This is a genomic window from Castellaniella sp. FW104-7C03 (assembly GCF_040276085.1).
Classification (GTDB): Bacteria; Pseudomonadota; Gammaproteobacteria; order Burkholderiales; family Burkholderiaceae_B; genus Castellaniella.
Genome location: NZ_JBELOK010000012.1, coordinates 23,900 through 37,808 on the forward strand (window position 1 = coordinate 23,900; position 13,909 = coordinate 37,808).

12 protein-coding genes are annotated in these 13,909 nt (G+C 59.0%); 10 read left to right on the forward strand and 2 right to left on the reverse strand.

Translation table 11 applies throughout. The features are described from left to right. The first annotated feature begins 6 nt into the window (after positions 1 to 6). The 4 genes from ABS758_RS13480 (at position 7) to lpxC (ending at position 4,419) form a co-directional block, all read left to right on the forward strand. Positions 7 to 810 (forward strand): cell division protein FtsQ/DivIB, encoded by an 804-nt coding sequence (locus ABS758_RS13480; RefSeq protein ID WP_350383663.1) that lies wholly within the window; start codon positions 7 to 9, stop codon positions 808 to 810. After that, on the forward strand, positions 807 to 2,033 hold the full coding sequence (ftsA, locus tag ABS758_RS13485; protein WP_350383660.1) for a cell division protein FtsA: 1,227 nt from the start codon (positions 807 to 809) through the stop codon (positions 2,031 to 2,033). The genes ABS758_RS13480 and ftsA overlap by 4 nt, the downstream gene beginning before the upstream one ends. 70 nt (positions 2,034 to 2,103) lie before the next feature. Further along, complete coding sequence (gene ftsZ / locus ABS758_RS13490; protein ID WP_350383657.1) at positions 2,104 to 3,273, forward strand: cell division protein FtsZ; 1,170 nt, start codon at positions 2,104 to 2,106, stop codon at positions 3,271 to 3,273. Positions 3,274 to 3,495: 222 nt separating this feature from the next. Beyond that, a complete protein-coding gene (lpxC, locus tag ABS758_RS13495; RefSeq protein ID WP_350383655.1) occupies positions 3,496 to 4,419 on the forward strand; it encodes a UDP-3-O-acyl-N-acetylglucosamine deacetylase in 924 nt (307 codons plus the stop codon). Between the two features lie 13 nt (positions 4,420 to 4,432). Here lpxC and ABS758_RS13500 read toward each other — a convergent pair whose 3' ends face one another. Next, positions 4,433 to 4,915 (reverse strand): DciA family protein, encoded by a 483-nt coding sequence (locus tag ABS758_RS13500; protein ID WP_350383654.1) that lies wholly within the window; start codon positions 4,913 to 4,915, stop codon positions 4,433 to 4,435. Positions 4,916 to 4,930: 15 nt separating this feature from the next. Here ABS758_RS13500 and ABS758_RS13505 point away from each other — a divergent pair, with 15 nt between their 5' ends. Both ABS758_RS13505 and secA read left to right on the forward strand, forming a co-directional pair. Beyond that, positions 4,931 to 5,977, forward strand: coding sequence for a peptidoglycan DD-metalloendopeptidase family protein (locus ABS758_RS13505; RefSeq protein ID WP_350383652.1), 1,047 nt, complete (start codon positions 4,931 to 4,933; stop codon positions 5,975 to 5,977). A gap of 102 nt (positions 5,978 to 6,079) precedes the next feature. Beyond that, a complete protein-coding gene (gene secA / locus ABS758_RS13510) occupies positions 6,080 to 8,830 on the forward strand; it encodes a preprotein translocase subunit SecA (protein ID WP_350383650.1) in 2,751 nt (916 codons plus the stop codon). Positions 8,831 to 9,159: 329 nt separating this feature from the next. Here the strand turns inward: secA and ABS758_RS13515 are convergent, their stop codons facing one another. After that, positions 9,160 to 10,059, reverse strand: coding sequence for a LysR substrate-binding domain-containing protein (locus ABS758_RS13515; protein ID WP_350383648.1), 900 nt, complete (start codon positions 10,057 to 10,059; stop codon positions 9,160 to 9,162). Between the two features lie 121 nt (positions 10,060 to 10,180). Here ABS758_RS13515 and ABS758_RS13520 point away from each other — a divergent pair, with 121 nt between their 5' ends. The 4 genes from ABS758_RS13520 (at position 10,181) to ABS758_RS13535 (ending at position 13,898) form a co-directional block, all read left to right on the forward strand. Then, on the forward strand, positions 10,181 to 10,933 hold the full coding sequence (locus ABS758_RS13520; RefSeq protein ID WP_350383645.1) for an SDR family NAD(P)-dependent oxidoreductase: 753 nt from the start codon (positions 10,181 to 10,183) through the stop codon (positions 10,931 to 10,933). A gap of 12 nt (positions 10,934 to 10,945) precedes the next feature. Continuing rightward, positions 10,946 to 11,821 (forward strand): transketolase, encoded by an 876-nt coding sequence (locus ABS758_RS13525; RefSeq protein ID WP_350383643.1) that lies wholly within the window; start codon positions 10,946 to 10,948, stop codon positions 11,819 to 11,821. After that, positions 11,818 to 12,813: a transketolase family protein gene (locus tag ABS758_RS13530; RefSeq protein ID WP_350383641.1), complete on the forward strand. Its 996-nt coding sequence runs from the start codon at positions 11,818 to 11,820 to the stop codon at positions 12,811 to 12,813. Before ABS758_RS13525 ends, ABS758_RS13530 begins: the two co-directional genes overlap by 4 nt. Before the next feature lie 86 nt (positions 12,814 to 12,899). Then, positions 12,900 to 13,898: a TRAP transporter substrate-binding protein gene (locus ABS758_RS13535; RefSeq protein ID WP_350383640.1), complete on the forward strand. Its 999-nt coding sequence runs from the start codon at positions 12,900 to 12,902 to the stop codon at positions 13,896 to 13,898. The last annotated feature ends 11 nt before the right edge of the window (positions 13,899 to 13,909 follow it).

The window sequence follows — 13,909 nt, forward strand, 5'->3', positions numbered from 1 at the left end:
CCAACGGTGTTTGCAGACGCCCGCCTGACCAACCTGATCGCCAACCTGCTGGCTTTGCTGGCTGTGTTGGCTATGGTGGCTGGCGTGCTGTCGTGGATCATCCGTCGGCCGTACTTTGCCATCCAGCAGATTCAGCTGGCGCCGGTGGCGGGCAGCACCTTGCAATATGTCAGCCCCAGCAGCCTGCAAACCGCACTGGCCGGCCAGGTGCAGGGCAATTTCTTCCTGCTGGATCTGGATGAGGTGCGTCAACGCATCGAAAACGTGCCTTGGGTGCGGCATGCAGCCATCCGCAGGGTATGGCCCTCCACGCTGCTGGTGCGTATCGAAGAACAGCAACCGCTGGCGCTATGGAATGAAAACCAGATGATCAATACCTGGGGCGAAGCCTTTACGGCCAATCCAGGTGAACTGCCCGATGGCCTGCATTTGCCGCAGCTGAATGGGCCCGCCAGCTCCGAGCGCCTGGTGGTGCAGCGTTATGCCGAGATTGCCCGCTGGTTTGCGCCGCTGGGCCTGAGCGTACGGGAAGCCACCCTGACACCCCGCTATGCATGGGAAGTGTCGCTCTCGGACGGAGTGCATCTGGCTTTGGGGCGCGACCCGGCCGCGGATGCCACCGACCCGCATGGCCGCTCGGGCGCGCTGCCGTTTGCCGCCCGCATCGAACGTTTTGTCCAGGCCTGGCCCGCGTTGTCGCAACGTCTGGGCAGCCGCATGATCGCCAGCGCCGATTTGCGTTACCCCAACGGGTTCGCAATCACGCTGGCCCCTGAAACCAATGCTACTCATCGACCTTCCAAACCATGACTCGTGACATCAAAGACCTGATCGTTGCACTCGACATCGGCACCAGCAAAGTGGTTGCCGTGGTGGCTGAAATCTTGCCGGATGCCGGGTTTGAAGTGCTGGGCCTCGGCCAGCACGAGTCAGACGGTATGCGCAAGGGTGTTGTCGTCAACATCGAATCCACCGTCAACTCCATCCAGCGTGCGCTTGAAGAAGCCGAGCTGATGGCTGATTGCAAGATCCGCGAGGTATACACCGGTATCGCCGGCAGCCATATCACCAGTTTCAACTCCAGTGGCATGGTGGCCGTCAAAGACAAGGAAGTCACCGCCACGGATGTCGAGCGGGTGATTGAAACTGCCAAGGCCGTCAACATCCCCACTGATCAGAAAGTGCTGCATGTCCTGACGCAGGAGTTCATCGTGGACGCCCAGGATGATATCCGCGAGCCGATCGGCATGAGCGGCATGCGCCTGGAAGTGCGCGTGCACATCGTCACAGGGGCAGTCAGTGCCGCACAAAACATCGTCAAGTGTGTGCGCCGCTGCGGGCTGGAGGTTCAGGATCTGACCTTGCAGCCGCTGGCTTCCAGCTTGTCATGCCTCACTGCTGATGAAAAAGAATTGGGTGTGGTGCTGGTGGATATTGGTGGCGGCACCACCGATATTGCCATCTATACCGGCGGAGCCATTCGCCATACCTCGGTCATCCCGATTGCCGGTGATCAGGTCACCAGTGACATTGCCGCCATGCTGCGTACGCCCACTCCGGACGCCGAGGAAATCAAGCTGCGCTATGGCGTGGCCAAGCAGGTATTGGTGGGTGCTGACGAAATGATCGAGGTGCCGGGGCTGGGTGATCGCCCCAACCGCAACGTCAAGCGCCAGGCACTGGGTGCCGTGATCGAGCCGCGCATGGAAGAGCTGTTTGGATTTGTGCAGCAGGTAGTACGTGAATCCGGCTACGAAGAATTGTTGTCCTCCGGGGTGGTGTTAACCGGCGGGACGGCGCTCATGCCCGGCATGGTCGAGCTGGCTGAGGACGTGTTCCTCAAGCCGGTCCGGGTGGCCGTGCCGGTCTATGAGGGCAGTTTGTCCGACGTGATGCGCAATCCGCGCTTCTCGACGGTGATGGGTTTGTTGATCGAGGCCCGCATGCAGCGGGCACGAGGTCGCAAAGTGGCGCAACAGAAAGGAACCGTCAAGTCCATTCTGACGCGCATGAAGGAGTGGTTCATGAACTGACCGATGGTCGGTCATTCGTGGGCTATCAGGGGATTGTTTTTTTCGTTTTCCGTATGTGAGGGAGTCAACCATGATGAATTTCGAAATGCTGGATACCAGCAGAAACGGCACCGTGATCAAAGTCGTCGGCGTCGGTGGCGCCGGGGGTAACGCGGTGGCCCATATGATCCACTCCGGAGTACAAGGAGTGGAATTTATCTGCGCCAACACAGATTCGCAGGCCTTGCTGGCCAGCGAAGCGCCTGTGCAGATCCGCCTGGGTCGCACCGGTTTGGGTGCTGGTGCCAAACCCGACCAGGGTCGTGCAGCGGCGGAGACTGCTCGCGAGGAAATCCGTGCCGCCTTGAACGGGGCGCACATGGTGTTTATCACGGCCGGCATGGGCGGTGGCACCGGCACCGGGGCTGGCCCAGTGGTGGCCGAGGTTGCCAAGGAACTGGGTATCCTGACCGTCGGTGTGGTTACCAAGCCGTTCATTTTCGAAGGCAACAAGCGCATGCGCCTGGCCGAAGAAGGGATCCGCGAGCTGACGCGCCACGTGCATTCCCTGGTGGTGGTGCTCAACGAAAACCTGTACGACCTGATGGACGAAGACGCCACCCAGGAAGACTGCTTCCAGGCAGCTGATGACGTGCTGCACAATGCCTGCGCAGGCATTGCCGAAATCATCAATGTTGAAGGCAATGTGAACGTCGACTTCGAGGACGTGAAAACCATCATGGGCGAGCAGGGTCAGGCCATGATGGGCACAGCGGTTGCCGCTGGCGCCGATCGTGCCCGTACCGCCGCTGAGCAAGCCATTGCCTGCCCCTTGCTTGAGGGTGTCGATCTGCATGGTGCCCGTGGGATTCTGGTCAACATTACGGCCAGCCGCTCGCTGAAAATGCGTGAAACCCGCGAAATCATGGAAACCATCCGCAGCTATGCATCCGAAGACGCCACCGTCATTTTCGGGACGGCGTACGACGATGCGATGGGTGAAAGCCTGCGTGTCACCGTGGTGGCAACCGGTCTGGGCGCTGCCAACAGCCGTCCGCAACTGGTGTCCAACAATGCTGAAATCCAGCGCACCGGCACCGACAATCAACCCGTGCATCTGGGCCATGATTTTGCCGGTACGGATGTGCCGTCGGTGATCCGCCGCCCTCGCACCAGTGCTTCGGCACAGGTACAGGCGCTGGAAGGCGCCGGGATGGATCACTTTGATATCCCTGCCTTTTTGCGTAAACAGGCCGATTGATCTCTGAAGATCTGTCGTTCTGACCTCACATCGCGGCTGCTGTCACGCCGGTCGCGGCGCCTGGCACACCCTTCTCTTCCCCTGGAGGAGGGTGTGCCTTCGCATAACAAGTGTGAAATCCAGTGACAAGGGTCGTGGAAAACCCGTAGAGCGGTTACAATACCCCGACATTCTGCGCCAGGGCGGTAGTGCCTTGTGCGTGTAGCCTATTCCGATATACCCATGCTCTTACAGCGCACGATCAAGCAAGCGATTTCCACCAAAGGCGTGGGCCTGCATTCAGGCCGCCGGGTTGAAATCACATTGCGCCCCGCACAGCCCAATACGGGCATTGTTTTCCATCGCACCGATCTTCCCCAGGTGGTTGATCTGCCGGCGCGCGCCGATGCTGTGGGCGATACCCGTATGGCCTCTGTATTGCAGCAAGGGTCAGTGCGCGTATCTACCGTCGAGCACCTGATGTCCGCCCTGGCTGGCCTGGGGGTGGATAACCTGCACGTTGATCTCAATGCCGAAGAAGTGCCCATCATGGATGGCAGCGCCGGCACCTTTGTGTATCTGCTGCGTAGCGCCGGCCTGCAAGAGCAATCTGCGGCCAAGCGGTTCATCCGGGTACTCAAGCCCGTCGAAGTCCGCGAGGGCGATGGCCCGGCCGCCAAATGGGCGCGCCTGGAGCCTCACGACGGCTTTGCGTTGTCGTTTTCCATCGATTTTCGCCATCCGGCCATCAACTCCACCGCCAATCGTGCCGAAGTTGATTTCGCCACTGATTCTTACGTCAAAACCATTGCGCGTGCGCGTACCTTCGGATTTGCCTCCGAGGTCGAGGCGTTGCGCTCCATGGGGCTGGCCCGGGGCGGCAGCCTGGATAACGCGATCGTCATGGACGAATACCGCGTGCTTAATTCCGATGGCTTGCGCTACGACGACGAATTCGTAAAACACAAGATCCTCGATGCCATCGGGGATCTTTATCTCGCCGGCCAACCGCTGGTGGCCCGGTACGTGGCCTGCAAGTCTGGCCATAGTCTTAACAACCAGCTGGTACGCGCTTTGCTGGCCCAGCAAGATTGCTGGGAAACCGTCACCTACGAATCCTCCCAGCTGGCACCCGCTGCCTACACCCGCGACTGGCAACTGGCCTAAGGGGCAGCGGTCGCTATTTTTGTGTACCTTCTGGCCGGTGATGACGCAATAACCGGCTGACTGCATCGGATAAGGGCCCGGGGCTTAGATCCTTGGCCAATGTCTCAAAGCAGTGCAAGGCCTGCTCGTCCAGTGGTCGGGTTTCACGCAGTGGCTTTTGTGTCCCGGCTTGCCCCATGGCGGCATCAATGCGCACGACAATGGTTTCTACCGGCCATCCCTGTTGCTGCAGCTGGCTGGCCACTTGGTGTGTCAGTTGCCGCAGGCGTGCGGCATAGGCAGGGCCAGGAACCAATACGGTAAGTTGTTGTCCCTCTATACGGGCTACCTGTGCGCGGCGCTGCAGGGCAAGGGGCAAGGTGGCGCGCAAGGCGCTTTGCAGGGCCATCAGCGTATGCGCTGTTTGCAGCAGATGGGCCCCTTGCGGGTTTGCCTGCAACCAGCTCAGGGCCGGGGCCCCAGGGGCATGGCTGCGGTGGCGAGAAGCCTGAGACATTTAAGGATTAGTTGGATGAAGTCAGAAGTTGATGTTGCAACAACCGCACGACGGTTCAGCCATTCTACCGTGCACTGGCTGGCACGCCTGGGCTTGTTGCTCTTGTTGTTGTCTGCCGCTGCATGGGCAGGTGCGCAGTGGCAGTCCTGGCAGGGCACTTCTTTGTTGCAAACTCAGCAAAGGCAAACGCTGAATGCCCGGATGCAACAGCAAACCGCGGCCCTGCAGGGTAACCTCGCCGATCTGGCAGGTCGCGTCGGAGAGCTCCAGGGGCGGGTGTTGGCCATGGAGGCCGTGCGCAGCCGTATCGCCCAAGCAGCCGGCCTCAAGTACAGCGCCCCAGAGATTGCCGGTGGTCCAGCTCCCACGGCCGCTGATGTGGACAGTTTGTCGCACATCCCGCAGGCTGATGCGTCCCAGGTGCTGGATGACATCACAGACCCTTTACCCATGTCCTTGTCCTTTGAGTCGGCCGAACAGTTGGGCGCACGGGTAGATGCGCTGGGTGCGCGTCTGGACAGCCAGGAAGACGCTTACGCATTGGTGGATGCGGCCTTGTCCCGGCAGGCGGGGTTTCAGGCCAGTTTGCCTACCTTGTCGCCGGTGGATTACCCGGCACTCAGTTCTTCTTTTGGCTGGCGCCGCAATCCGGTCACCGGGCGGCAAACGATGCACGAGGGGCTGGATTTTGCAGCACCCCGGGGCACGGACATCCGTGCCGCCTCGGGCGGGATTGTGGTGCGAGCCGGCACCTGGCACGGCTATGGCAAGATGGTTGAAATCGACCACGGCAATGGTTTGCGCACCCGATATGCGCATGCGTCCAGCATACTGGTCAAGGCGGGAGACCTCGTGCGTCAGGGAGATCTGATCGCTCGGGTGGGCAGCACAGGCCGCTCCACCGGGGCTCATCTGCACTTCGAGATTCGCATGGCAGATTACCCACTGGATCCTACCTTGTTCCTGCAGGCGCCAAACCGATCGTCCGCACAGGCCTTGGCGGGACTACGGGTAGCAGCCGCAGATCAGCCTGCCAAAGCGGCGGGCCCGCAGCTGCGTTAAACTGCATCGTTTACCTGCGGTCACTGTTCAGTGACCGTGCCTGACAATCATCCGGTTGCCGGGGCTGTTTTTGGCAGCGCCGGCCCGCAGCGACGACACACTATGGTTTCTCTGCTTAAAAAGTTCATTGGCAGCCGCAACGACAGGTTGCTCAAGCAGTACCGCAAGCAGGTCGCACAGATCAATGCGCTCGAGCCCTCTGTGCAGGCTTTGTCCGACGAAGCGCTACAAGCCAAAACTGACGAATTCCGTCAGCGGATCGCCGACGGCAAGTCGCTAAACTCTTTGCTGCCGGAAGCGTTTGCGGTGGTCCGCGAGGCCAGCAAGCGGGTGTTTGGCATGCGCCACTTCGATGTGCAGATGCTGGGGGCGATTGCCCTGCACAATGGCAAAATTGCAGAGATGCGCACGGGTGAGGGCAAAACGTTGATGGCTACCCTGGCGGTGTACCTCAATGCTTTGCCCGGCAACGGGGTGCATGTGGTGACAGTCAATGATTACCTTGCCCGGCGCGATGCCGAGTGGATGGGCCGCCTGTACGGGTTTCTGGGCCTGAGCACGGGCGTGGTGGTGCCGCAGCAAGAAAACGAAGAAAAGCGCGCGGCTTATCAGGCAGACATCACCTACGGTACCAACAACGAGTACGGTTTCGATTATCTGCGCGACAATATGGAATTCCGCCCTGGCGACCGCCGTCAGCGCAGCCTGTCGTTTGCGATTGTCGATGAGGTGGATTCGATTCTTATCGACGAAGCCCGTACGCCGCTGATTATTTCTGGTCAGGCCGACGACAACACCGAGCTGTACGTGCGGATGAATGCGGTGCCGCCTCTGCTGACGCGCATGGCCGAAGAACCGAAGCCGCACGAGCCAGAGCCCGAGGGTGATTTCTGGGTGGACGAAAAAGCCCAGCAGGTGCATTTGTCTGAGGCCGGGCAGGTCAAGGCCGAGCAGGTGATGGTCCAGCAAGGCATCTTGCCCGAGGGCGAGTCGCTATACGATCCCCGTCATATTTCGCTGATGCATCATCTGTTGGTGGCGTTGCGTGCGCACAATTTGTTCCACCTTGATCAGCAATATGTGGTGCAAGACGGCGAAGTCGTGATTGTGGACGAGTTTACCGGCCGCCTGATGGCTGGTCGCCGCTGGTCTGACGGCCTGCACCAGGCCGTTGAGGCCAAAGAGGGTGTGCGCATCCAAAACGAGAACCAGACGCTGGCCTCGATTACGTTCCAGAACTATTTCCGGATGTACGAGAAGCTGTCGGGGATGACGGGTACGGCCGACACTGAAGCCTACGAGTTCCAGGAGATTTACGGCCTCGAAACGGTGATTATCCCCACCAATCGTCCGATGGCCCGCGATGATCAGAACGATCAGGTGTTCAAGACAGATGCCGAGAAGTATCAGGCGATTCTGGCGGATATCGTCGATTGCCATAAACGCGGTCAGCCGGTACTGGTGGGCACCACCAGCATCGAGAACTCCGAGCTTCTGTCCAATGCCTTGCGCAGGGATGGTTTGCCGCACGATGTGCTGAATGCCAAGCAGCATGCGCGCGAAGCGGAGATCGTGGCCGAGGCGGGCAAGCCTGGACACATTACGATTGCCACCAATATGGCCGGCCGGGGTACGGATATTGTGCTGGGCGGCAGTGTCGACAAGCAGATTGATCTGGTGCGTGCTGATGCCGATCTGTCGGCCGAAGACAAAGAGGCACGGATTGCACAGATCCGCGCAGAGTGGGCACCGGCCAACGAAGCCGTGAAGGCTGCGGGCGGCCTGCGCATCATTGGCACCGAGCGTCATGAGTCACGGCGCATCGATAATCAGTTGCGGGGCCGTGCTGGGCGCCAGGGCGATCCTGGCTCGTCACGGTTCTATCTGTCGCTGGATGATTCGCTGATGCGCATTTTTGCGGGCGATCGTGTCCGTGCCATCATGGATCGTCTGCGCTTGCCCGAGGGTGAGCCAATCGAGGCACGGATGGTGTCGCGCTCGATCGAATCCGCGCAGCGTAAGGTAGAAGGCCGCAACTTCGATATTCGCAAGCAGTTGCTTGAGTACGATGATGTGGCCAATGATCAGCGCAAGGTGCTGTACGGTCAGCGCAACGAGGTTCTGGAGTCTTCTTCGGTTGCCGATACGATTGCGAATCTGCGCGAAGCTGAGATTACCGCGGTGTTCCGTCGCTATATTCCAGAGGAAACGATGGAAGAGCAGTGGGATGTGCCGGGTCTGCAGACGACGCTGGAGTCCGATTGGGCGATGCCGATGGCGTTGGCAGAGATGCTGGAGAAAGAGCCCAATTTAACTGACGATGATTTGCTGGATCGAGTATTGGCGGAATCCAAGCGTCTGTACGATGAGAAGGTGACGCTGGTTGGGCGCGAGGGCTGGGAGCCTTTCGAGCGCTCGGTTTTGTTGCAGGCGCTGGATTCAAACTGGCGTGCGCATTTGGCATCACTGGATCATTTGCGCCAGGGGATTCATTTGCGGGGGTATGCGCAGGTGGATCCGAAGCAGGCGTACAAGCGGGAGGCGTTCGAGCTGTTTTCGGACATGCTGGACCGGGTGCGCAATGAGACGGTCCGGGTGTTGATGACGGTGCGGATTCAGTCTGCCGAGCAGGTTGAGGTCGAGGAACCTACATCGCCGGCGCTCGAGAATGTGCGCTATCACCATGCGGATTATGACGCGGCGCTGCGGGGCGAGGATCCGGGCCTGGATCAGGGGTCTGCTGCGCAAGCGGGTGGTGTTCCGGCCGGGGCTGTGCCACGGGTGGGGCGCAATGATCCGTGTCCGTGTGGCAGCGGCAAGAAATACAAGCATTGTCACGGAAAATTGGCGTGATTTTTTGAAAGAGGCCGGGAAGTTTCCCGGTCTTTTTTCTGGGGGGCGCTCGACTGCGTCATTACTCTTGTCGGAGAGCCCGGCGGTGTGTTGGGCTGGCGGATGGGGCAAGTCGTTCGGTTCCGGCTGCGCCGGAACTGCCCGTGCGGGAGGCCATCAGAGGGCGCTCGCCAAACGCGCGGGGTGGTCAGTCCCCCGGACTGACCACAAGCGTCCCGCTTGAACGGCGGCTCGCTTGCCTCCCTCTGATGACCTCCCTCCCGGCGAACTCCAATTGCCCCACCCGCCAGCCCAACACACCGCCTGACGTACGGGGAGGGGGCAACGGTTCAGTTTGCCTGTTCAGAGGGTTGGGTCAGGCCGAGTTCATTCAAGAGCCAGTCGCGGAAGATGCCGATAGTGTGGCGTTGTTGGCCTGCGCTTGAGTAGGCCAGGTGGTGGCCGGTGTAATGGATTTCTCGCTCGCGTCCTGCAAGAGGGCGTACCAGACGGTTGCTCAGGAGTTCGCGCTCGGCCAGGCGGGTGGATTCCAGTGCCACGCCAAGTCCGTCTGCAGCGGCGGCGATTGCCAGAAAGCTGCGGTCGAAGCGTGCCCCTTGTGGGGTGCGTATGGGCAGGCCGTTCAGCTCAAACCAGGACGGCCAGCGAAACTGCTTGTATTCGCTTTGAATCAGAGGGACATGCGCGAGGTCTGCCGGGGTACGGATACGCTTTGCGGTTTCAGGGCTGCATAAGGGGGTGAGCAGTTCTTCGCCCAAGGGGATGCTCATGGCATTTTCGGATCTGGGTTTGCCGTAGGTGATATCGATGTCGAATTCATCGGTGCCAAAGCGCACGTAGTCTGTGCTGGCGGCCATACGCAGGTCGATCATGGGGTAGGCCGCAAGGAATCCCGCCAGGCGGGGAGCAAGCCATTGGGCTGCAAAACTGGGTGCGGAATGAAGGCGCAGCACGGTTGGGCCTCGGGCGGCGACAGTTTCGATGCCGTAGCGCAGGTCGTCAAATGCCCGGTTGACGTGCCGGTATAGGTATTCACCCTCAGGTGTCAGGTGAATTGCTCTTGTGCTTCGCACAAAAAGACGGGTTCCCATACCGGATTCGAGTTTGCGGATTGCGTGGCTTATAGCGCTGGCAGAAAGCGATAACTCGTTGGCAGCATTACGAAAAGAACCGTTTCTTGCTGCAGCTTCGAATGCGCGCAATAGAGATAGTGGGATGGTTTTAAACATCTTGCTCTCAATATTGATGAAATCATTTCATCAATTATTGCAGATATATCGTTTGTCGGTGCGCGGGTGTGCTTCTACCATGATTCCAGCATTTCAGTACAGGACATCAGGAGAGCAGAACATGCTATTGAAGGACAAGACCGTCATTATTTCAGGCGCTGCAGGCTTGCGTGGCATTGGTTACGCCACGGCGCGACTGTTTGCTGAAAATGGTGCGCGTGTCGCAATACTGGATCTGGATCAGGGCGCGGCGCAGGCAGCGGCGGATTCGCTGGGCAAGGGGCATTTGGGCCTGGCCTGCAATGTGGTCAGCCCACAAGCGTGTCAGACAGCAGTACATACGGTGACGGCAGAGCTGGGTGCGGTGGATGTGCTGATCAACAACGCCGGTATTACGCAGCCTGTGAAGATTATGGAGATCGATCCGGGTAGCTGGGATCGCATCATGGATGTGAACCTGCGCGGGGTACTGAACCTGAGCCAGGCAGTTATTCCGGGCATGCGCCGGCGTCAGTCGGGTTCGATTGCCTGCATGTCTTCCGTGTCGGCGCAGCGTGGCGGTGGGATCTTTGGTGGCCCGCATTATTCTGCCGCCAAGGCAGGGGTGCTAGGCCTGGCCAAGGCGATGGCGCGCGAGCTCGGGCCGGACAATATCCGGGTGAATTGTGTGACGCCGGGTTTGATCCAGACAGATATTACCGGCGGCAAGCTGACCGATGAAATGCGCACCGAAATCCTGAAGGGTATTCCTCTCAATCGGCTTGGGGATGCGCTGGATGTGGCCAAGGTCTATCTCTTCCTGGCGTCGGATCTGTCCTCTTATGTGACGGGTGCAGTCATTGATGTCAATGGCGGCATGCTGATTCACGGTTAAAGGAAACTATCTATGCATACTCTTAATCTGTCACCGGTGGAGAGCCGGAAGCAGCTTTTAAGCAAGCTGGCGGTGGATGCCTACCAGATTCGGCGCTATGCACTGCGCATGGGCGAGGTTCAGGGGCAGGGCTATATTGCTCAGGCGCTGGGCATTGCGGACATGCTGGCAGTGGCCTATGGGCATGCGCTGAGTTACCGGATCGATGATCCCAAGTGGGAGGGGCGGGATCGCTTTCTGCTGTCACATGGCCACTATGCGATCGGGTTTTATGCAGCCCTGATTCTGGCGGGCATTCTTCCGGAGGATGAGCTTGAGACGTATGGCTCGGATGACAGTCGTTTACCGATGTCAGGCATGGCCAGTTACACCCCGGGGATGGAAATTTCAGGCGGGTCGCTGGGGCATGGCTTGGCGATTGGTGTAGGGATGGCTTTGGCTTTACGGCACAAAGAGAACCCGGCTTTTGTTTATGTGTCGATGTCCGACGGAGAGCTGGATGAGGGGGCAGTCTGGGAGGCAGCCCTGTCGGCCGCACACCATGGTCTTGGCCGGCTGATCAATCTGGTGGATATCAATAACCAGCAGGCGGATGGGCCCTCATCAAAGGTTTTGGGCTTCGAGCCGCTAGCGGATAAATGGCAGGCCTTTGGTTGGCATGTGCAAGAGGTGGACGGCAACGATCTTGAGGCGGTGCTTGATGCCTTTGATCGGGCACGCCATCTGGAGGGTGACCAGCCAAGGGTAATTTTGCTGCGCACTCACATGGGATGTGGCGTGGATTTCCTGGAAGCCAGAGAAAAAAATCACTTTATCCGGGTTGATGAACACGAGTGGCAGCAGGCGATTGAGTACCTGGATGCCCAACACCAAGGAGCGCAGGCATGAATCAAACTGCCACCCCCCCGACGCGTCTGAAAACGTCGGCGATGATCGCCTCGATTGCCTCAGAAGGACAGGCCACAAAGTCTGCGCCCTTTGGGCATGCACTGGTTGAGCTGGCCCGACAAAAGCCCGAAATTGTCGGTTTGACAGGTGATCTGGCCAAATACACGGATTTGCATGTGTTTGCCGCTGCATTTCCAGAGCGCTTTTATCAAATGGGTATGGCTGAGCAACTGTTGGTTGCTGCTGCGGGTGGTATGGCCAAGGAAGGCCTGCAGCCCTTTGTGACTTCTTACGCGGTTTTTGCCACCCGGCGTGCTTACGACTTCATCCACCAGATCATTGCCGAGGAGCACCTGGATGTGAAGCTGTGCTGCGCGCTGCCGGGCTTGACCACGGGCTATGGCCCCAGCCATCAGGCGACAGAGGACGTCGCCATGATGCGAGCCATCCCCGGCCTGACTATTGTGGACCCCTGCGATGCGCTGGATATCGAGCAGGCGGTGCCCGCCATCTCTGCACATAAGGGGCCGGTTTACATGCGTCTCCTGCGTGGCAATGTTCCGGTGGTGCTGGATGAGTACGACTACAAATTCGAGCTGGGCAAAGCCAAGTTGTTGCGGGATGGTCGGGATGTACTGGTGATTTCCAGCGGCCTCATGACAATGCGGGCCCTGGAGACGGCACAGCAGTTGCAAGGCAGTGTTGATGTGGCAGTGTTGCATGTGCCCACGATCAAACCGCTGGATGAAGCCACCATTTTGCATGAGGTGCGGCGCAGTGACCGTCTGGTTGTCGTCGCAGAAAACCACTCTGTGGTCGGTGGGCTCGGAGAGTCTGTGGCCAGTTTGCTGTTAAAGGCTCGTTTGGCACCTGCGTTTCATCAGATTGGTTTGCCCGATCAATTTCTGGACGCCGGCGCTTTGCCGACACTCCATGATCGTTACGGCATATCCAGTCAGGCATTTGCAAAATCCATTCAGTCCTGGCTTTAATCAGCGTTTCTTTTTAATGCAGCCCTCTCTTTTACCGTTTTAATCTGGCTGATAGCCATTCGTAATTTACCCGTGAGGAGACAATCATGAGAATTTCACGACGCCAATTTATGCATACCTTAGGTGGTGCAGCCACCATTGCTGCGACACCTCTGTGGATGTCTCAAGCCCATGCAGCCACCACGCTTACTTTGGGGCATGGCGCAGCGCCCGGTAACCCCCGGTCGGTCGGAGCCGAAAAATTTGCGGCCTTGGTCGCGGAAAAAACTGGCGGCAGTGTCAAGATCAATGTGGCCGGCTCAGAACAGCTGGGCAACGACGTGGCGATGCTGACCAGCCTGCGCACCGGTGTGCTGGATTTCACCATCAATAGTCAGGGCGCCACAGGCGGGATTGTTCCGGAGATTAATGCGCTGGGGCTGCCTTTCCTGTTTGATAGCGCGAGTCATGCCTATCAGATCCTGCAAACGGATATTGGTGCTGATCTTGCCGCACGGATGGAGGCGAAAGGTCTGGTTCTGCTGGATTGGTGGGATAACGGTGTGCGGCAGATCAGCAACAGCCAGCGGCCCGTTCATGAGCCCAAGGATTTGTCGGGGATGAAGATCCGCACGCCAGCGGATGCCATGACCATCGATATTTTCAAGGCATTGGGCGCAGCCACCGAACAGATCGCGTTCAGTGAGCTGTACATTGCCTTGCAGCAGGGCGTGGTGGATGGTCAGGAGAATCCGCTGGCCAATATTGCCAGTTCGAAAATCTACGAAGTCACGCCTTATATCAGTCTGTCAGCCCATAAATGGGAGAGCACGCCGTTTCTGATGTCCCGGATGGCCCTGGGGCGTCTGAAGGATGCAGAGAAGCAGGCCGTGCGTGAAGCTGCCCGGGAAGCGGGGGATCTGCAGCGTGGACTGATGCAAGAGGCAGATAAAAAATACTTGGCGCAGTTCGAGGCAGATCCCAGCATCAAGGTCAATCCCGTGGATCGTGCCGCATTCAAAAAGGCAACCGCGCCGGTTGCGGCCGAATGGCAGGCCAAGCCGTTTGGTGACTTCGTCAAGAAACTCATCACCGCAGTCGGGTAATGGGCGCGGCC

Excerpts from the sequence above, each read along its gene's own strand:
- ftsA (WP_350383660.1), top strand. The coding sequence starts at position 807 with ATGACTCGTGACATCAAAGACCTGATCGTTGCACTCGACATCGGCACC.
- ftsZ (WP_350383657.1), top strand. The coding sequence starts at position 2,104 with ATGATGAATTTCGAAATGCTGGATACCAGCAGAAACGGCACCGTGATC.
- lpxC (WP_350383655.1), top strand. The coding sequence starts at position 3,496 with ATGCTCTTACAGCGCACGATCAAGCAAGCGATTTCCACCAAAGGCGTG.
- ABS758_RS13500 (WP_350383654.1), bottom strand. The coding sequence starts at position 4,915 with ATGTCTCAGGCTTCTCGCCACCGCAGCCATGCCCCTGGGGCCCCGGCC.
- ABS758_RS13505 (WP_350383652.1), top strand. The coding sequence starts at position 4,931 with ATGAAGTCAGAAGTTGATGTTGCAACAACCGCACGACGGTTCAGCCAT.
- secA (WP_350383650.1), top strand. The coding sequence starts at position 6,080 with ATGGTTTCTCTGCTTAAAAAGTTCATTGGCAGCCGCAACGACAGGTTG.
- ABS758_RS13515 (WP_350383648.1), bottom strand. The coding sequence starts at position 10,059 with ATGTTTAAAACCATCCCACTATCTCTATTGCGCGCATTCGAAGCTGCA.
- ABS758_RS13520 (WP_350383645.1), top strand. The coding sequence starts at position 10,181 with ATGCTATTGAAGGACAAGACCGTCATTATTTCAGGCGCTGCAGGCTTG.
- ABS758_RS13525 (WP_350383643.1), top strand. The coding sequence starts at position 10,946 with ATGCATACTCTTAATCTGTCACCGGTGGAGAGCCGGAAGCAGCTTTTA.
- ABS758_RS13530 (WP_350383641.1), top strand. The coding sequence starts at position 11,818 with ATGAATCAAACTGCCACCCCCCCGACGCGTCTGAAAACGTCGGCGATG.
- ABS758_RS13535 (WP_350383640.1), top strand. The coding sequence starts at position 12,900 with ATGAGAATTTCACGACGCCAATTTATGCATACCTTAGGTGGTGCAGCC.